Below are 18,085 nucleotides of genomic sequence, written 5' to 3'. Positions count from 1 at the left end.
CATCGCGGTTCGTACCGTGGAAACAGTCGGTGGCGTGCACCGTTGTGCTCACGCCTTCACGTCGTCGGCCACTTCGAACAGGTCCTCGAACCTGAATGGGGCCAACGCGGTCAGGGCTCCGCCGATGAACGCTGCACCTGGCCGGATCTCCCCGTTGACCACCCTCGCGACGGTGGACCTATGGAGGCCCATGGCTCCTGCCAACGCGTAATCGGACCGGAATCCGGCAGCGAGGGCAGCCCTGGCGAACAAGTCGTTTCGTAGCCGCACTTCTTTCGGGGCCGCGCGCCTGGCGCGTGGGTCGCCCGTCGGTCCGGAACCCACTGTTCCGCCTTCCTCCAAAGCCTCGGCTTTGGTCGGTGCCCAGGTCTACCGGACCTCAAGTTCGATCATGTGCATGGTCGCATCGGCTTCGAGGAAGTGCCGGATGGCGTGCTCGGGCCGATCGGTCACGACCTGGTGCGTGCCATCGGTCGAGGTGACCTGCACCTGATCGGGGAAGGCGATTCCCCAGGCCGCGATACCAACATCGTCGTGATCACCACCTGCGTAGCCGATGGCGAACAGGCGGGGAGCGCGTTGGGAGGCCAAGGTCCGCAGCGAAGCCGGCGGGTTGGGCAGGTCATCGGCGGGGCCGGGCTCGTGGTGGTTGTGCATGGCGGTGCCTTCCGTCAACGAGCATTGGGCAGGCTCGTCTGTGCTGTCGGTTGGGTGCGTTGATCGGGAGGGGGCAGGTTCGTAGGTGCCCGGCAGCAGGATCGGAACGGTGATATGACCTCGACCGGTGGCTCGACCGAGGAGTGCCTGGCCCAGTTCAACGAGTTCGTGGCCGAGGTTGCGCTCCACCTCCTCCAACGGGACGGTTCGATGGGTGGTGCTCCTCGGGTCGGATTCGTCCACCAGGCGCACGCAGTACCGCCCCAGCACGGTGTTCACTCGCGCCACATGGGCAGCGTGGTCGAGTTCGTCCTTGGTCATGGCGAGGCTCCAGTAGTGAATCTCTCGGAGGTTCCGGTCGTGTCAGGTGGGCGACAGCAGAGGTGGGAACGGAGCTTCCACGTTCGAAGCTGGTGATCCGGCTGTTCGGGTCGTGCAGGTCGCGGACCGGTACTCCGCCTCATTGCTCAATGAAGTGACTACTTGCCATGTGATCAGGTCCTGAGTGCTCACAAAAGGAGGCAAGTGGAATACAGATGGCGCCTGCCCCCTTCTCGCTCTGGCACCTTGCGTGGCCGCTGTTCAGGCGGCCGTTGCCGAAGGGGGAGGCAAGTCACGTTGCAGACCTACTTGCCCCCTCGGGTCGTGGTGCCGAACCTGTCGTCGCCGGGCTGTACTGAACCCCGGAGCGGTCAATCGGCGACCGGCGATGGGAGCGGTTTGGTGAACGGCATCGGCGACGGCGCCCAACAATTTCGGCAGCACCTGGTGGACGCGTTGTGCGAGATGATCACCGACGAACCGTCCGATGCGGTGGCCGATCTCGTCGCTTACCTGTGGCTTCTCGCGCCCGAGGGTGACGACTCCGACTGGTGCCGGCCCCTGCTCCTCATGGCTGACCAGGTGGCCGCCACGCTGCCTGCGTCCCTTGCGCTGGCTACGGCGTTCCGGCGCGGCGCGGAGTTCTTTCGTGCCAGGGGGCATTACCCGCTCGCAGTCAGCCAGGGGTTGAGGGAGCTGGCGGTGCACCGCGCAAGGGATGACCGCATTTCGTCGGGTGCCGCTTTGCAGTCATTGGCCGTCACTTACCGGGCACAGGGGCGGATGCACCGGGTGGTCGACTGCGCGGACGGGATCTTGGAGGACTGCATCGCTTGCCGCGACGAGACGGGGATCGCGTCCATGCTGGGCCACCTCGGGTGCCTCATGGCCGAGGTCGGCCGACACTCCGCTGCCGTCGGCTACTTCGACCGCGCGAAGGCGCTGTACGAGAAGCTGTCGGACACGAGCGGCGTGGCACGCTGTCACGTGCAGGTCGCGAGGGTGCACCTGGCCGCCGGCGACAGACGGGCCGCAAACCGCCGACTGCGGCATGTGCTCGCACAGTGCATCGGCCTCGACTACTCCACCGCGAACCACGTCCAGGCCCTGCTGGCCACCCCGAGCGGAACCGCTGCACCTGCGTCACCGTGGCCCGAGTTCGGCGACCCAACTGGTGGTCTGGCTTGGAACGGATGGTCGGGCACCGACGCCTCGACCACGTGACGTCCCGACATCGGGTGATCCGGTAGTGCAAGTCGGCGTGGTGCGACTGGATCTTGTGGTGGCTCAGAGACGCCCGAGTTCGACCGACGTGACGTCCGTCCATTCGTACGCCTTGCGGTCGCGGTGGAGGTCGATGAGCGACACCGAGGACACGGTGACCTCGGCGGTGTGCCCGCCGTGGGCTTCCACAGCCGCGACAACGGGTGCGGCTGGGCCGGTGGTGTTGGAGTAGCCAAGGCTGACGTGTGCGCGAAACCCGTCCTCGGACTCGGGCACGTTGTCGTTTCCTCGCACGTCGCCGATGGCAGCGCGGATGGCCAGTCGCAGCCCGGCCAGCGGCTCACCCGGCAGGGCGGGCATTTGAAGTGTTTCGTGGTCCACGAGGGCAGGTCCGATGGTGACGGTGAACGGGACAAGCTCCGCGCACCGCGCCCGCGCGGCCTGCACGATGTGGTCCACGTCGTCGCGGTCCACTTCGTCGGTGAAGCCGATGCCTTGGAGCGTGAGGTGCAGCCATTGCGCCGGCACCGGATCGAACTGGGGAAGTGAGGCGAGCAACGGCGCGTAGTCGTCGACGAGTCGCTGAGCGCCGGGCTGGCCGGCGAAGGTCACGTGCCAGGTGTAGAACGACCGGCCGATCCGCCACCCAGGTCGCCACCACCAATGATCACGCATCGCCTCGCTCACGCGGTCAACTCCTTCGTCGTGGAATCCCTGCGGAAGGAAGCGACAGCCGCACGGATTCGCCGCGCGATCGGGTCGGCTTCCCTCCCTGCCTGGGCTGCGAGCATCCCGACTTCCGCCACCCGGTGCGCCAAGGGGCGAACGCGGTGGGCGGGGGGAGTGTCGAGCACCGGTTGCAGCGCCTCGGCTGCCGCGCTCAGGTCGCCGAGCACCAGGTGCGCCTTGACCTGCTGAAGACGTGTCATGCGTTCCGAGCCTCGATTGCGTTGCTCCTCGGCGGTGGCTTCGAACATCGCCACGGCCCGGTTGGCCAGCGCGAGCGCACCCTCAGCACGGCCCAACGCCAGTTCGGTGTCCGACCACAGCGACGCGGCACGGTCGACTGAGCAAGTCAGAGGCCCTGCCGGTTCATCCTCGGCACGCGCAGCCGACTCGGCAGCCCGTTGCGCGCGCTCGAGAGCCCGTGCGGCGGCGTCGGCATCACCGGCGCGTGCCAGGTTCAGCGCGAGTGCGCTGGACAGGAACAACGTCGCGGTGCCGGTCCCGGTGTAGCCGAGGCCGTCGGTCGCGTACCGCGCGGCGCCGATGTAGTTGCCTTGCCAGAACAGCGACGTGTGCTGGGTGGCGCGCACCCACGCGCGCAACCCGTTGTGGTCGGCGCGTTCGGCGCACGCCCAAGCGGCCCGGCCATGATTCTCGGCGGCTTCGGCGTGGCCCAAGTCCACCGACATCCACGAGAGCACCGTCAGCGACCAGCCGGCGACGGCGTACAGCTCGCGGCTGTGGCGGGGGTCCTGGTGTCCGGCCAGCAAGGTGAACGAGTGGTCCCGCAAAGCCTTGGTGCGTGCGAACAACGGCAGGGTCGGCACCTTGAGGTAGGAGCGCGCGACACGTCGAACCTCGGCGTGCATCTGCTCGATGGTCAACTCACCGACGTTCGTGGTCTCCGCCCACGCCAGGAAGTCCGTGGACTCGTCGGCCGCGCTCACCAGCATCTCCTCCACGACCTCGGGGCTGATCACTTGGACTGCGGTGTCGTCTGACGGCTTCGTAAGGTCGGACGATCCGCGCGGATCGGCGATTTCGGCAACGGCTCGGTCGTGGGAAGTGGACTCGGTTGCTTTGACGGCGTCGGTGCCGGTGCGACGTCGGCGCGCTTGTTGATCCAGCTTCGCTTGATCCCGCAAGGCGTTGAGAACCCCGGCAGCGCCCAGGACGCGGTCGATTGCAGTGACCAGTTCGCGCGAGGGCAGGTTGCGCCCGACGCGCTCGGCCAAGGAGACGTACTGGCGGGTGTAGCCGATCCGGCTGGCCATCTGCGGTTGGCTGAGCCCGGCGGCCTTCCTGCGCCGCCTGATTTCCAGAGCGAGCCGAGCGGCGGCGGGCGGGTCGTCGTGGTCAGGAAGTTCGACGTCGTTCACGGTGGGCTCCGTGCGTAGCCTGGGCACAGGGAAGGCCATCCTGATCAGTGACCGAATGGATTCCCAGTGTGATCATAGCTGGTCTCGTGGCGGTTCCCGAGGAGCAGGTGCCCGTATTCGCGTGTCGAGCGATCCACGCCTCGCGCGCTGGCGTCGGCAACACCCGCCTGGTCGGGCCCCGGTTTCCGCGTTGCGTGTGCGCGCCGAGGCGGCAGGGCATGCGCACAGGCTCTTGCCTTGCGGAAGTGTTCGCCGTTCGGGGGCTCGGCACTCCGGAGCAGGCCTGCTTGTTGACCGAATCGCACGTTGCATAACTGTGGATGGGGTCATCGGGCCCCCTTCGCCGGTCGTGTGGATGAGCGTGTCGGGTTCGCGCACTGCCGGGGGAAGGCCGGGATGCCCTCCACGGCGCGCCACTCAAGTTCGCAGGCGCGACAGGTGGGCCAGCACCAGTCGGGAACCCGGGGAAGCGGCACGTGCGGCACGGTCACCGCCACACCGCACAACGTCGATCCGTTTTCGTGTGCGGCGAGTTCGTTCGGGATCGCGTGCCGTGCTCCGGCGTGAGGCAGCCATCGGAACGGTCGGGTGCCCATCACAACCGAGGCCGCCTTCGGCAGGAGGTCTGCGGGACACCGAGACGTGCGGGCTGGGCGAAAGACATGGCCACCTCCGGTTTCCGGCGGGAGCCGGATGGGTCTCGTGAGTACAATCACGGTAGCTCCGATTCAATCTCGAATGAAGTGCCCCGATCGGGTAAAGCTGGCGCGGCGTCGTAGGCTGTCGAGCCAGCTCCAGCACGCACGCGGGAGGTTCCAGGTTGATGGCCGGCGGACCGATCCTCACCACCGTGCACGCGATCGAATTGGGCCAACGGCTTCGCGCGCACCGCAGTGCTCTGGGTTTGACGACCGGAGCGGTCGGTACGGCGACAGGTCTGGGCGGCAACAACGTCTCGACGATCGAGATCGCCAAGCGGCGGCTCACTCCCGCCGGTCTGTCCCGGCTCGCCGAGCACTACGAACTCGAACCGGCCGAGGTCGCCGAGCTGGAGGCCCTGCGCGTCGCGACCGAGCGGCGGCAGTGGTGGAACGACTACGAGTCGGTTTTCAGCGACGAGTTCATCCGGTTCCTCGGCTTGGAGGCCGGTGCCGCCGAGATCCGGGAATACGTCGCGGAGACGGTCCCCGGCCTGTTGCAGACCGCCGACTACGCGCGGGCGATGATCAAAGGCGGCTCGACCTACATCCGGCCGGTCGACGTCGGTCCCCGGGTCGAGTCGCGCCTGGCGCGGCAGGCTCGCCTCGAAGGGCCGGAGCCGGTGCGCTACTCCGTGGTGCTCGGACCGGCGTCGATCCGGATGTACATCGGCGGGCGAGCCGTGATGCGGCGACAGGTGGAGCACCTGGCGGAACTCGTTGAACGCGACGACGAGCACCTCCGCATACGCGTCGTGCCCTACACCGTGGGCGCCCACTCGATGATCGGCTCGTCGGTCTCGATCATGAGCTTCGCGTCCCGCTGGGTGACCGATCACGCCTGGATCGACTCGATCACCAGCACCGCCGGGCTCGTGGACCGCCGGACCACGCTCCTGGAACTCACCGCGAGCTTCGAGGACGTCTTCGAACGCGCCCTGGACCGCGACGACACCCTTGCCCTGCTGCACAGCGTCCGAAAGGAGTTGGAGGACCGATGAACGGTGGAGGGGACCGCGCGGGGCGAGGCTGGTTCAAGTCCAGCCATTCAAACCCGAGCAACAACTGCGTCGAAGTGATGATCACCAGCGCCGCCGTGCGCATCCGGGACACCAAGAGTCCCGGAACCTCGCCCGAGGTCGCCGTGAGCGGACGGGCGTGGAACCGGTTCCTGGAACAGTCGGCCGAGAGCTGAGAGGGCAGCGTCCGAGGTGCGCGTTCGGTGGCTTCGCTGCAGCTTCCGTGAAGCCGGCTGGCCTGCGGCGGCTGCCGGGAGCGTGGTCCGTGTGAACGACCTTGGGCGGGCTTCGGAACCTCAAGCGTGACGCGACACGCCGAGAGGTTCCGAACCTGCCATCGGCGTGTCTTCTCGGATTTCGTGTTGTTCGGCTCTTGCGTATCCGTCGAGTGGGAGAATCCCCTGCTCATGCAGGGCAGCGCTGGGACTCGCGTCCCAGCGAGGATCGCAACGGCCGAGGGGTGGCGGCATGAGCACCCGAATCGGGCTGGCAGCGCTGGGACTCGCGTCCCAGCGAGGATCGCAACCACCATCTTGGTGTCCGAGTGGCCCATCAGGTCCCGGCAGCGCTGGGACTCGCGTCCCAGCGAGGATCGCAACCCCGACGCCTACGCCAAGTGGGAGAACGCCGCGAACGCAGCGCTGGGACTCGCGTCCCAGCGAGGATCGCAACGGCGGCTGGCACCTCGTGCACGTCGTCACCGGCCAGGCAGCGCTGGGACTCGCGTCCCAGCGAGGATCGCAACGTCGAGGCGGTCGCAACCGCCGAGGCCGCCAGTGGCAGCGCTGGGACTCGCGTCCCAGCGAGGATCGCAACACGAGAGCCTGCCGGTCGAACACCAGGACCCCGTGCAGCGCTGGGACTCGCGTCCCAGCGAGGATCGCAACCTCCCACAACCGTCATGACACCCTGGCCACCGTGACGCAGCGCTGGGACTCGCGTCCCAGCGAGGATCGCAACTCGTTGTGGTCCGCAGACGGCGCAGTACCAGTCCGCAGCGCTGGGACTCGCGTCCCAGCGAGGATCGCAACGTGCTCGGCACCCCCGCCGTCTCCTGAGAAAGGGGTGCAGCGCTGGGACTCGCGTCCCAGCGAGGATCGCAACTCCGCCGACCCCCGGATCGTGACGACCTACTGGCTGGGCAGCGCTGGGACTCGCGTCCCAGCGAGGATCGCAACGGGATGGGGTGACCCGTGGCCGCTGGGCAGAAGGCAGCGCTGGGACTCGCGTCCCAGCGAGGATCGCAACCACGTCGCGTCCGTCCACTCGATCTTCGTCTTGGTGCAGCGCTGGGACTCGCGTCCCAGCGAGGATCGCAACGGCGTGCCGACCGGTCCAGCCTCGGGCTGAACGTCGCAGCGCTGGGACTCGCGTCCCAGCGAGGATCGCAACCGGACGGCACGGAGCGGGTGATCGGTGCGCAGACGCAGCGCTGGGACTCGCGTCCCAGCGAGGATCGCAACGACCTGGAGACCACCGGTGTGGACGTGGAGTCGGGCAGCGCTGGGACTCGCGTCCCAGCGAGGATCGCAACCCGACCTACGGGCAGGGCAAGTCGCTCAGCGGGGGCAGCGCTGGGACTCGCGTCCCAGCGAGGATCGCAACAACGTGAGGCCCGCGCCGAGCGTGATGCTGGGCGTGCAGCGCTGGGACTCGCGTCCCAGCGAGGATCGCAACGGGACCGCCAGCAGCGTCGGCCCCAGGGCCTCCTGGCAGCGCTGGGACTCGCGTCCCAGCGAGGATCGCAACGACTTGCGGTTCCGGCTGCGGGACGACCTGGCGGGCAGCGCTGGGACTCGCGTCCCAGCGAGGATCGCAACGGCCGCAAGCGTGGCGGCTCTGCCGCTGGTCGGGAGCAGCGTTGGGACTCGCGGCCCATCGAGGGGCGCAACTGTGCCCCGTGGAGCACCGAGCGGATCGGCCCGTCGCCCGTTGTGACTTGCGTACCAGCGGGCAAACAGCGCCAGCCCTCCGGGACTGGCGAGAATCGCAACACTCGTAGGTTGGTATGTTAGGGGTGCACAGCAACCTGGCGAGGCCAGTGGTGTGGAGCTTGCCGCTGGCCCCGCCGAAGTTAGCGGGTCAGGCTGATCAGAAGGTTCACAAGTGCTCCTGTAGCCGTGATGATGATGCGAAAGGCAGTGGTCTGAGCGGGGTTGCCGCCCCGCTCGGACCGCCAAAATCGTGGTTGGTTCTTGTGTGACGTGGCTACGCGACTGCGTTTCCTCATGCGAGTCGTTCGGCAATATCTCTTAGGCAATCCACACTCTCCTCGCTCATGATCGCATTCGAGCATTCCTCATGAAATGGCTGTAGTGGCCTTGTCGGACTCCTTCGGTTTATGTCGCATCGGCGGACCATACCGGAGGTGGTCGATCGGTTCGAACCACCCCTAAGCGCTCTCCTCTGAAAACCGCACGAACTGGTAAGGTCTGTGCTCGCCAGATGGGGGGTCATAGCCCTTCGGCAGCGCTGGGGCTTAGGTCCCGGTGAGGATCGCAACGTGCGGTTTTCCAGAGGTTGTGGAATATCATCACGGGAGCGCGCCAACGGTGACCGTTGGCGCGCTGCTCCATTAGGGTGGTCTTGGTGGGGCCTGTCGCCGGATGTCCTGGTTTTGTCGGTGGTGGTCCTTATGGTCACGTCGTTCGTCGGGGAGACGACGTGGAAGGTGTTCATCAGTGTTGTTGGCGCACAGTCCCGGTCGAGTGCCGGGGGCGTGGCACTCGTTAGCGGACCACGTACGTTCTACAGCGGAGTTAGCCCGCAGATTTGCGGAGTCTTTCGATGCTGGGCCACTCGCCTGGGCGTTGGGGCTCGTGCACGATGCAGGTAAAGCCGACTGTGGTTGGCAATCGAGACTGCTCAAGGTCGCCATGACTCGAGGCAAGGTCGGTGGTGATCACAAAAGTCTCGGTGCGCTGGTTCTTGGTGACCGGGCCCTGGACGCCGCGATGGCGGTTCTCGGCCACCACGGTGGCCTGACGTCGCCGGGCGAACTGGAGAAACTGACCTGGACACCCGACCTGCAGACCGCGTGGGCGCGGTTCGTCGCCGAGGTGCCGGAGGCTCGCGGACTGGAGGCCGGACCGTCGTTAGTGCCGGTGTCGTGGTTCGAGTCGGAGTTCGTCGCGGACATCGGAATTCGACTGGTGTTCTCCGCTCTGGTCGATGCCGACCATCTCGACACCGCTGCCCACCACCACATGTATGCGGAGCCGCGCGTGAGGCCCCCGGTCGATATGGCGGGGTTGCTGAGGCGGTTCGAAGCCGGGCGTGCCGTGATGCTGGAGAAGCCCGATGAGCCCTCGGAGTTGGACGTGGTGCGTACGCGACTGTACGACGACGCGGTCCGTTTGGCGAAGGGCGAGCCCGGGGTGTTCCGGCTTCCGGCTCCGACGGGGTCGGGGAAGACGCTGACGGCGGCCGGTGCGGCGTTGCACCACGCCGCCGTGCACGGCAAGTCGCGGGTGATCGTGGCGGTGCCGTTCACGACGATCACCGGGCAGAACGCGGAAGTCTACCGGCGGGTGCTGGGGACCGACGTGGTATTGGAGCACCATTCCAACGCCGAGTTGGACGACTACCGGTTGCGGTTGTCGGCGGAGAACTGGGATGCGCCGTTCGTGGTGACGACGACAGTCCAGCTGTTCGACTCGCTGTTCGGGAGGAAACCTTCCCGGTCGAGGAAGCTGCACCGGCTGGCCAATGCCGTCGTGGTGCTCGACGAGGTGCAGGCGCTGCCGATCTCGTTGCTGGTGCCGATCCTGGACGCGCTGCGCACGCTGGTGAAGCACTTCCGCACCACGGTCATCCTGGCGTCGGCGACGCAGCCCACCTTCGAGCACCTCAAGGCGTGGGAGGACTTGAAGGTCGTCCCGCTGGTGGAGGCGCCGGTCGAGATTTTCTCCAAACTCAAACGAGTCCGCTACGAGTGGCAGCTCGACCCGCGTCCAACGTGGGAGCAGATCGCCAGCCAGATCTCGGGCGAGGGTCGGGCGCTCGCGATCGTCAACACTGTCGGCCACGCCCGTGAGCTGCACCGAATGGTCCGCGACCGGCGACCGGACGCGACGGTGCTGCACCTATCCACCCGGATGTGCCCGGCGCACCGCAAGGTCGAGCTGGACCGCATACACAGGCTGCTCAAGGAAAAGAACGGCGAACCCGTCCTGGTCGTGTCCACTCAGCTGGTGGAGGCCGGGGTGGACCTGGACTTCCCGGTGGTTTTCCGGGCGCTCGCGCCGTCGGAGGCGTTGCAGCAGGCAGCGGGCCGGGCGAATCGCGAAGGCAAGATTCCCGGCCTCGGTCGGGTGGTGGTGTTCGACCCGGACGGGACGAAGACCCCCGCCTTCTACCAATCTGCGGTCGACAAGACCCGCGCGTTTTTCGGCCCAGGCAGAGACCCCGACGACCCGGTACTGCTCGACGCCTACTACCGCAGCCTGTACACGGGCCTCAACGTGGACGAGGCACGGCGCGGATCGGTGATCCAGTTCAACCGGTCCGAACGGGACTTCGAAGCCGTCGCATACGGGCCGGAGAACGACGGGAAGCGTGACGGCAAGCTGGCGTTCCGCATGATCGACGAAGACCCCGTCACGGTGATTGCCACGAGGTACGAATCTGACGAGAACATCGCCGACCTGGTCGACCAGGTGCGAGTCGGTGACAAGCAGGCCGGGCGGATTCTGCGTGAACTCCGTCGTTACATGGTCCCGCTGCCTCGAAGGATCGCCACGGCCCCGGAGGTGCGGGCGCTGTGCCGGCCGGTGCTGGCCGGAGACGGAGACCTGTGGGAGTGGGTCGGACCCTACGACCCCAGCGTCGGCATCGACGAACAAGGCAACGAAGTGGAGACCGTGTGGTGAAGCCAGAATTCCCGAAGTCGGCGTCCGGTGCGCCGCCGGTCGTGGTCCAGGTGTGGGGTGACGCGGCGTTGTTCACCCGGCCCGAGTTGAAGGTCGAGCGGGTGTCCTACCCCGTCATGACGCCGTCGGCGGCGGTGGGTGTGTTGGAGGCGATCTACTGGAAGCCGCAGTTCCAGTGGAAGGTCGTCGCGATCGAAGTGCTCAACCCGATTCGCCAGTTCACCCAGCGGCGCAACGAGACCACCGATCTCGCCTCGTTGACGGACGCCGTGTCCGGCACCCGGAGACTGGACACGGTCGCCAACCGGGTGCAGCGCAACGCGGTGTGCCTGCGCGATGTCGCCTACCGCATCCACGCGCACGTGATCCCGCGTCCCGGCGTCGACAAGCCCGAAGCCGCATTCCGCGACCAGTTCCGCCGCCGGGTCACCAGGGGAAGCTGCTTCTCCCAGCCCTACCTCGGCGTTCGGGAGTTCTCCGCTTTCTTCGGCGACCCCGACGATCAGCCCGCCGACGTGGACCTGAACGAGAAACTGGGGCTGATGCTGCACTCGGTCGACCACTCCACCACGCCGCCGTCGTTCACCTGGTTCAACGCCGAGATCGTCAACGGCGTCGTCACCGTGCGCGACGAGGACGTCGTGAGCGGAGCCGCCTGATGCTAGTCCGACGACTGGTCGACGTCGCGGAGCGGAACCGGTCCGCCGCACCGTTCCACCGGGCACTGCGCTTCGACTGGGAATTGCGGCTCGGACTGGACGGCACGGTCCACAGCGACGGGCTTGAGGCCCTGGTCGATCCAGACAGCCCGCCGAAGAAGCCTCGCGGCGTGGAGCATGTCGTGCCCGCAGTGGTCCGCACGGTCGGCGTGGCGCCCAACCTGGCCGCCGACGACATCCAGTACGTGCTGGGCTGGGCAGACCCCGAGGGCAAACCCGAGCGGGTCGCCAAATGCCACGATGCGTTCGTCGACCTCACCCGGCGGTGGGCGGCCAGCGACGAAGGCAGAGCCGATCCCGTCCCCACGGCGCTGGCCAGGTTTTACGAGTCCGGCCAGGCCGAGTGGCTGCACCGTCATCCCGACGCCACCATGAAGCAGCGCGTCCTGATCACCGTAGACGGGCACGCTGCCTACCGGGCACCGTCCGTGGCTGCGTTCTGGGCCGCCGAGGTGGCGCTCCGTAAAGGCGATGGCCGCGTGGGCCTGTGCCTGGTGTGCGGGAAGCACCGCCCACTGCTGGACACACTGCCCGGCAAAGTGCCCGCACGGCTGGTTCCCGGCGCGTCCAACGACGCCGCGTTGGTCAGCATCAACGAGCGCGTCTTCGGCTACGACCTGAGCACGCAGCTGTCGTGCTCACCGATCTGCATCACCTGCGGTGAGGCGCTGTCCGCCGGCCTTGTCCAAGTCCTGGAATCACCGGACACCGCGTCCTACGGTGGACAGGACAGCCGACTGGCTTGGTGGGTCACCCAGCCGGTCGAGCGCAACGCGATGCGCCGCATCGTCGACGCCGACCCGGCGAAGACCAGGGAGCTGATCCGCGCCGTCCGCAAGGGGCGCAAACCGGACGCCTCTGCGGACAAGACGAAGTTCTGCGCGCTCACCGTCGGCGGCAACGTCGCTCGCGTCATGGTCCGAGACTGGCTCGAAATGCCGCTCAACACCCTGGAGGACAACGTCGTCCGGTGGTTCGAGGACATGGAGGTCCCCCCTCTGCGCCCGGATGAGCCCCCGTACCTGAGCCTGGGTCGACTCGTCCGCGTCACCGGGCGGTGGCACCGCCAGCGGAAGGAGTACGTCCCGATCGGCACGAAGGGCGCGGACCGCCCCGACGACATCCAGCGCCACCTGCTGCGCGCCGCGATGCGCGGAACCCGCCTGCCCCCGTCGCTGTTGCTGCACGTGCTGCACCGCGTCCGCGCCGACGGACGACTTGACACACCCCGCGCGGCGCTGTTGAGCCTGACGCTGCGCCGCTCGCCCTCGACCACGGAGTCCCCCATGACCGGTCTCAACCCGGAATCCACCGACCCCGCCTACGTCGCCGGACGGATCTTCGCCGCGCTCGACGCCCTCCAGTACGACGCCCTGCAGGGCAAGATCAACGCGTCGTTCGCCAACAAGCACTTCCAAGGCGCGCCCGCCAACCCGCGCACCGCCCTGCTCGCCGGAAGCAGGCACGTCGACGCGTGGCTGCGGAAGTTCCGCGGTGACCGAAAGGGCATCGGGGTCAACCACAGCCGCGAACTCGACTCCCTCTACAAGCTGCTCACCGCTCCTGTCAGCGAGAAGGACCCGCACGAGGTCATCCCCGCCCGCGCGACGCCACGCCAGCAGGCGACGTTCCTGCTCGGCTACCACCACCAGCGCGCCCACCGCTTCGACACCCTGCGCACCAAGGCCGAGGCGCGTGCCGCTGCGCAGTCCGACGACCCCACCACCAACCAGGAGGACTCCGAATGACCGCCGCCCACCTCAACCCCGCTGTGCGTCACGACATGGTGTTCCTGTTCGACGTCACCGACGGCAACCCCAACGGCGACCCCGACGCCGGCAACCGGCCGCGCACCGACGAGGAGACCGAACACGGTCTCGTCACCGACGTCGCGCTCAAGCGCAAGATCCGCGACACCCTCGCCTTGGCCGCCGGAGACGACCCCCGCTACGGCATCTTCGTCCAGGCCGGACACGCCCTCAACCCCCGCCTGGAAGCCTCCTACGAAGCCAACAGCCTCAAACTCGGAAGCAAGATCAGCCCAGAGGACGCCGAGCGAGCCCGCGCGTGGCTCTGCGACCGCTACGCCGACATCCGCCTGTTCGGCGCCGTGCTCTCCGTCGGCAAAACCGGTGCCCTCGGCCAAATCCGGGGCCCACTCCAGGTTGGTATGGCCCGCAGCCTCGACCCGGTCCACCCCGCCGAACACGCCATCACCCGCGTCACCCAGACCCGCCAAGAGGACATCGACAAGGGCGAGACCACCGAGATGGGCAGCAAGTGGACTGTGCCCTACGGTCTCTACCGGGCCGAGTTGTACTACTCCGCCGGTCGCGGCATCAAGACCGGCGTGGACGAGAAGGACTTCAACCTTCTCTACCAGGCCCTGGAAATGATGTTCGACCACGACCGCTCCGCGACCAGGGGCACCCTTACCCCGCGCGGCCTCTACATCTTCAGCCACCCCAACGCGTTCGGCGCCGCACCCGCACACCGCCTCACTCAACGCGTCAACGTCACCAAGACCGAACCGGACCTGTCCCCCCGACGTTTCGGCGACTACGTCGTCTCCGTTGACGACGACGGACTCCCCGAAGGCGTCACCCTCACCAAACTCATCGCCTGAGGACATCCCCCATGCACGACTCGCCAGGGGAGGTGCTGCGCAGCATCCCGATCTCGGCCCTGGAACACCACGCCTACTGCCCTCGACAGGCTGCCCTGATCCACGTGGACGCCTACTTCGAGGCCAACACCGACACCGTGCGCGGAGACCTCGCCCACGCCGCCGTCGACCGGTCCGGCTCCGCCACCGACAGGGCCGGTCGACAGGTGTGGCATTCGCTGCCAGTCTGGAGCGACACCTTGGGCCTGCACGGGATCTGCGACACCGTCAGCCTCACCGCCGACGGCCCGACACCGATCGAGCACAAGTCCGGCCGCTACCACCCAGGCGGCCCCGCAGACCTCCAGGTCGCAGCCCAGGTCTTATGCCTGCGCGAGATGTTCGCCGCCCCGGTCCCGCACGGCATCGTCTTCTCCGGGCGGGACCGGCGCAGGCACGAGGTGACCGTCGACGACACCCTGCGCGACAGGGTCCTCGACACCACCAGCGCCGTACGCGCCCTTCTCGACGACGCCGTGCTCCCGCCAGCGGTCAACGACAACAGGTGCCGCCGCTGCTCACTGCGTCCCGGCTGCCTGCCCGAAACCCCCGTGGTCCCAGCCACGGACCTCTTCCGCCCCAGACCGCTCGGAGAGTGGGATGTCTGAACTCCTCCGCACCCTCTACGTCACCACGCCGGGCACCAGCCTCCACCTCGACGGCGACGCCCTGCGCGTCGCCCATCCCGAGAAGCCCGGCCGACACCTGCTTCCCCTGGTACGTCTGGACCACATCGTTGCGTGGAACGGCGTCTCGCTCACCGACGACCTGGTCCATCGCTGCGCCGCCGACGGGCGCTCGGTCACCTGGATCACCCGCAACGGTCGCTTCTTGGCGCGCACCAGCGGTCCCCAGAACGGCAACCCGTTCCTGCGTCTCGCCCAGGTCCGTGCACACGACGACCACGACCGGCGACTCGATCTCGCCAAAGCGTTCGTCGCCGGAAAGCTCCACAACTACCGGCAACTACTCTTGCGTGCCGCTCGCGACCTCACCGGGCCCCGCCGGGATCGCCTGCGCGAAATTGCCGCCACCCACGCACTATCCCTCGAACAACTCCCCACCGCCACAACCTTGTCCCAAACCCTCGGCATCGAAGGCCGAGCCGCCCGCGACTACTTCCAAGCCCTCGACACACTCGCACCCGGAGTCGTCGCCGGACGCACCCGCCGACCGGCCACCGACCCCGTCAACTGTCTGCTGTCCTTCGGTTACGGGATGCTGCGCGTCGCCGTCCAGGGAGCCCTCGAACAAGTCGGCCTCGACCCCTACGTCGGCTATCTCCACGGCGTCCGGTCAGGCAAACCCTCCCTCGCCCTCGACCTCATGGAGGAGATGCGGCCCCTGCTCGTGGACCGCCTGGTCCTCACCCTCCTCAACCGCAAACAGATCCTCGACCGACACACCGAGACACTTCCCGGCGGAGCCGTCCAACTCACCGACGACGGCCGTAAGACATTCCTCGAACACTGGAGCACCGCCCGCGAACGGCCCTGGCCCCACGCCACCCTCGGCCGCGACATCCCCGCGGCCCTCATCCCGCTCGTACAGGCCCGGCTCCTCGCCCGCCACCTACGCGGAACCGCCGACACCTACATCCCCTGGACCGTGGCCTGATGGAACTTCTCGTCACCTACGACGTCGAAACCACAACCCCGGAAGGTGAACGACGCCTGCGGCAAGTGGCGAAAATCTGCGAAGGCGTCGGCCACCGAGTTCAGAAGTCCGTTTTCGAGGTCACCTGCACCCCAGCCCAACGACTCCAACTCGAAGCACGCCTCCAGTCGACCATCGACACCAGGCTCGACTCGGTCCGCATCTACCATCTCGACCGAGGCACCTTCCACGCCGCCCGACACCTCGGTGCCGCAGTTGCCATCCCCCACACCGGCCCGTGGATCGTCTGAGCCCTGGGCCAGACGCCGAAGCCGCTGTCCCGGCCGCTTGGGAACCACAAGCGTGACACGACACGCCGAGAGGTTCCTAAGCGAGCACCGGCGTGTCATCCCGATTTGGGGACAACTGCCGACCAGAAACCAACCCGTAACCACATTTTCCCTGTTCATCCAGGGCAGCGCTGGGACCTGCGTCCCAGCGAGGATCGCAACCGGGTGGAGACCCCGGACGGTTACATTGCGATCGGCAGCGCTGGGACCTGCGTCCCAGCGAGGATCGCAACTCGACCATCGGGAGCTACGTGCAGGTGGTCGCGAGCAGCGCTGGGACCTGCGTCCCAGCGAGGATCGCAACTCGGCGGACAAGCACGAGATCAAGATCCGCCACGTGCAGCGCTGGGACCTGCGTCCCAGCGAGGATCGCAACGACGAACTCTCGTCTCAGGGGCGGCAACTCGCCGGCAGCGCTGGGACCTGCGTCCCAGCGAGGATCGCAACCGGGAGGCGGGACACCACACCCACACCCGCCCAGGCAGCGCTGGGACCTGCGTCCCAGCGAGGATCGCAACGGATGCCAAAGCCCGCCCGCACGCGCCTCGGCCAGCAGCGCTGGGACCTGCGTCCCAGCGAGGATCGCAACTTCGGCTGCTCCACGCCGCGTTCCAACGGTTTCGGGCAGCGCTGGGACCTGCGTCCCAGCGAGGATCGCAACCCACGCGATCTCCTCCTGGAGGGCGAGGACACCGAGCAGCGCTGGGACCTGCGTCCCAGCGAGGATCGCAACTGCCACACCCAGGAGATCGCCGAGCCGAGCGCGTGCAGCGCTGGGACCTGCGTCCCAGCGAGGATCGCAACTCGACCTGGCTGCCGGGCGTCGACAGGTCGACGTAGTGCAGCGCTGGGACCTGCGTCCCAGCGAGGATCGCAACACCTCGCCGTCCAGCCGCGCGACCGTGGCCGTCAACGCAGCGCTGGGACCTGCGTCCCAGCGAGGATCGCAACGACGACCTGCTGGACGAGGCGGCGACGTTCGACGACGCAGCGCTGGGACCTGCGTCCCAGCGAGGATCGCAACACCGAGGCCATCCAGCAGTCGGTCGAGGTCCAGCAGGCAGCGCTGGGACCTGCGTCCCAGCGAGGATCGCAACAGCAGCACAAGGGTGTCGGGCTCGTGTGGGTGGGCAGCGCTGGGACCTGCGTCCCAGCGAGGATCGCAACTCCGCGCGGCTGGGGTTGTGGCTGAGCCAGTCGTGCAGCGCTGGGACCTGCGTCCCAGCGAGGATCGCAACTCGCTGAGCTGCTCGGTGACCTCGTCGACCGTGGCAGCGCTGGGACCTGCGTCCCAGCGAGGATCGCAACCCCTGCCGTCGTATGAGTCGCTGGTGTCGTCACGGGCAGCGCTGGGACCTGCGTCCCAGCGAGGATCGCAACGGCGAGGACCACGCCGACGAGGCCGCCGCCGCACGCAGCGCTGGGACCTGCGTCCCAGCGAGGATCGCAACGACCACCACGCGGCCCTGGCCCGTGCGTACGGGCTGGCAGCGCTGGGACCTGCGTCCCAGCGAGGATCGCAACTCCCACACCGCCGGCAACCCGTCGGCCTGCTCCAGGCAGCGCTGGGACCTGCGTCCCAGCGAGGATCGCAACTCGGTGTGTCCATCGTGCGCCGCACGAGGTGTCGGGCAGCGCTGGGACCTGCGTCCCAGCGAGGATCGCAACGGTGAGGACATCGGGCCCGAACAGCAGACCGGCGGGCAGCGCTGGGACCTGCGTCCCAGCGAGGATCGCAACCTCGGTGGCGAGCTGGTCGGCCACGCGGGCCGGCGCAGCGCTGGGACCTGCGTCCCAGCGAGGATCGCAACCAGGTCGTCGGCGAGCTGGTCCAGGCGCTCACCGGCAGCGCTGGGACCT

General features: G+C 67.8%; 14 protein-coding genes and 2 CRISPR repeat arrays (1 of these 16 running past the window's edge). Of the genes, 10 read left to right on the top strand and 4 right to left on the bottom strand.

Features of this window, described 5'->3' with window-relative positions; genetic code table 11:
- Positions 1-369 precede the first annotated feature (369 nt).
- Positions 370-978, bottom strand: coding sequence for a hypothetical protein (locus tag AB0G01_RS29280; RefSeq protein WP_360951894.1), 609 nt, complete (start codon positions 976-978; stop codon positions 370-372).
- 402 nt (positions 979-1,380) lie between these two features.
- On the opposite strand from AB0G01_RS29280, the gene AB0G01_RS29275 reads away from it, so the two are divergent.
- Positions 1,381-2,202 (top strand): hypothetical protein, encoded by an 822-nt coding sequence (locus AB0G01_RS29275; protein WP_360951891.1) that lies wholly within the window; start codon positions 1,381-1,383, stop codon positions 2,200-2,202.
- Between the two features lie 63 nt (positions 2,203-2,265).
- On the opposite strand, the gene AB0G01_RS29270 is transcribed toward AB0G01_RS29275, so the two are convergent.
- From AB0G01_RS29270 to AB0G01_RS29260, 3 genes are all read right to left on the bottom strand, one after another.
- Entirely contained in the window at positions 2,266-2,889 is a 624-nt protein-coding gene (locus tag AB0G01_RS29270; RefSeq protein WP_360951888.1) for a 2'-5' RNA ligase family protein, read from the bottom strand.
- Positions 2,886-4,307, bottom strand: coding sequence for a helix-turn-helix transcriptional regulator (locus AB0G01_RS29265; protein WP_360951885.1), 1,422 nt, complete (start codon positions 4,305-4,307; stop codon positions 2,886-2,888). Before AB0G01_RS29265 ends, AB0G01_RS29270 begins: the two co-directional genes overlap by 4 nt.
- 326 nt (positions 4,308-4,633) lie before the next feature.
- Complete coding sequence (locus tag AB0G01_RS29260) at positions 4,634-4,903, bottom strand: zinc finger protein (RefSeq protein WP_360951882.1); 270 nt, start codon at positions 4,901-4,903, stop codon at positions 4,634-4,636.
- A gap of 227 nt (positions 4,904-5,130) precedes the next feature.
- On the opposite strand from AB0G01_RS29260, the gene AB0G01_RS29255 reads away from it, so the two are divergent.
- From AB0G01_RS29255 to cas2, 9 genes are all read left to right on the top strand, one after another.
- Entirely contained in the window at positions 5,131-6,006 is an 876-nt protein-coding gene (locus tag AB0G01_RS29255; RefSeq protein WP_360951879.1) for a helix-turn-helix transcriptional regulator, read from the top strand.
- Positions 6,003-6,200 carry a DUF397 domain-containing protein gene (locus AB0G01_RS29250; protein WP_360951876.1) on the top strand — a complete coding sequence of 66 codons (198 nt, stop codon included), beginning with the start codon at positions 6,003-6,005 and terminating at the stop codon, positions 6,198-6,200. The genes AB0G01_RS29255 and AB0G01_RS29250 overlap by 4 nt, the downstream gene beginning before the upstream one ends.
- Positions 6,201-6,438: 238 nt before the next feature.
- A CRISPR array of direct repeats spans positions 6,439-7,916; the repeat unit is 37 nt; unit sequence GCAGCGCTGGGACTCGCGTCCCAGCGAGGATCGCAAC.
- 714 nt (positions 7,917-8,630) lie between these two features.
- Complete coding sequence (gene cas3 / locus AB0G01_RS29245) at positions 8,631-10,895, top strand: CRISPR-associated helicase Cas3' (protein WP_360951873.1); 2,265 nt, start codon at positions 8,631-8,633, stop codon at positions 10,893-10,895.
- Positions 10,889-11,554, top strand: a complete 666-nt coding sequence (gene cas5c, locus AB0G01_RS29240) for a type I-C CRISPR-associated protein Cas5c (protein ID WP_360951870.1) — start codon at positions 10,889-10,891, stop codon at positions 11,552-11,554. The genes cas3 and cas5c overlap by 7 nt, the downstream gene beginning before the upstream one ends.
- Positions 11,554-13,362, top strand: coding sequence for a type I-C CRISPR-associated protein Cas8c/Csd1 (gene cas8c / locus AB0G01_RS29235; protein ID WP_360951867.1), 1,809 nt, complete (start codon positions 11,554-11,556; stop codon positions 13,360-13,362). The genes cas5c and cas8c overlap by 1 nt, the downstream gene beginning before the upstream one ends.
- Entirely contained in the window at positions 13,359-14,240 is an 882-nt protein-coding gene (gene cas7c, locus AB0G01_RS29230) for a type I-C CRISPR-associated protein Cas7/Csd2 (protein WP_360951864.1), read from the top strand. Before cas8c ends, cas7c begins: the two co-directional genes overlap by 4 nt.
- Before the next feature lie 11 nt (positions 14,241-14,251).
- On the top strand, positions 14,252-14,887 hold the full coding sequence (cas4, locus tag AB0G01_RS29225) for a CRISPR-associated protein Cas4 (RefSeq protein ID WP_360951861.1): 636 nt from the start codon (positions 14,252-14,254) through the stop codon (positions 14,885-14,887).
- Complete coding sequence (cas1c, locus tag AB0G01_RS29220) at positions 14,880-15,896, top strand: type I-C CRISPR-associated endonuclease Cas1c (protein ID WP_360951858.1); 1,017 nt, start codon at positions 14,880-14,882, stop codon at positions 15,894-15,896. Before cas4 ends, cas1c begins: the two co-directional genes overlap by 8 nt.
- Positions 15,896-16,186: a CRISPR-associated endonuclease Cas2 gene (gene cas2, locus AB0G01_RS29215; protein WP_360951855.1), complete on the top strand. Its 291-nt coding sequence runs from the start codon at positions 15,896-15,898 to the stop codon at positions 16,184-16,186. The genes cas1c and cas2 overlap by 1 nt, the downstream gene beginning before the upstream one ends.
- A 164-nt stretch (positions 16,187-16,350) precedes the next feature.
- A CRISPR array of direct repeats spans positions 16,351-18,085; the repeat unit is 37 nt; unit sequence GCAGCGCTGGGACCTGCGTCCCAGCGAGGATCGCAAC (it continues 382 nt past the right edge of the window).

It is taken from the genome of Actinosynnema sp. NPDC023587 (assembly GCF_040640215.1).
In the GTDB taxonomy this organism is placed as follows: Bacteria; Actinomycetota; Actinomycetes; order Mycobacteriales; family Pseudonocardiaceae; genus Actinosynnema.
This window is presented reverse-complemented; position numbering and strand designations above follow the sequence as displayed.

What these genes read in the sequence shown, in the direction of transcription:
- cas3 (WP_360951873.1), top strand. Translation starts at nt 8,631, where the DNA reads ATGTCCTGGTTTTGTCGGTGGTGGTCCTTATGGTCACGTCGTTCGTCG.
- AB0G01_RS29280 (WP_360951894.1), bottom strand. Translation starts at nt 978, where the DNA reads ATGACCAAGGACGAACTCGACCACGCTGCCCATGTGGCGCGAGTGAAC.
- cas7c (WP_360951864.1), top strand. Translation starts at nt 13,359, where the DNA reads ATGACCGCCGCCCACCTCAACCCCGCTGTGCGTCACGACATGGTGTTC.
- cas4 (WP_360951861.1), top strand. Translation starts at nt 14,252, where the DNA reads ATGCACGACTCGCCAGGGGAGGTGCTGCGCAGCATCCCGATCTCGGCC.
- cas2 (WP_360951855.1), top strand. Translation starts at nt 15,896, where the DNA reads ATGGAACTTCTCGTCACCTACGACGTCGAAACCACAACCCCGGAAGGT.
- cas1c (WP_360951858.1), top strand. Translation starts at nt 14,880, where the DNA reads ATGTCTGAACTCCTCCGCACCCTCTACGTCACCACGCCGGGCACCAGC.
- AB0G01_RS29255 (WP_360951879.1), top strand. Translation starts at nt 5,131, where the DNA reads ATGGCCGGCGGACCGATCCTCACCACCGTGCACGCGATCGAATTGGGC.
- AB0G01_RS29250 (WP_360951876.1), top strand. Translation starts at nt 6,003, where the DNA reads ATGAACGGTGGAGGGGACCGCGCGGGGCGAGGCTGGTTCAAGTCCAGC.
- cas8c (WP_360951867.1), top strand. Translation starts at nt 11,554, where the DNA reads ATGCTAGTCCGACGACTGGTCGACGTCGCGGAGCGGAACCGGTCCGCC.
- AB0G01_RS29260 (WP_360951882.1), bottom strand. Translation starts at nt 4,903, where the DNA reads ATGGGCACCCGACCGTTCCGATGGCTGCCTCACGCCGGAGCACGGCAC.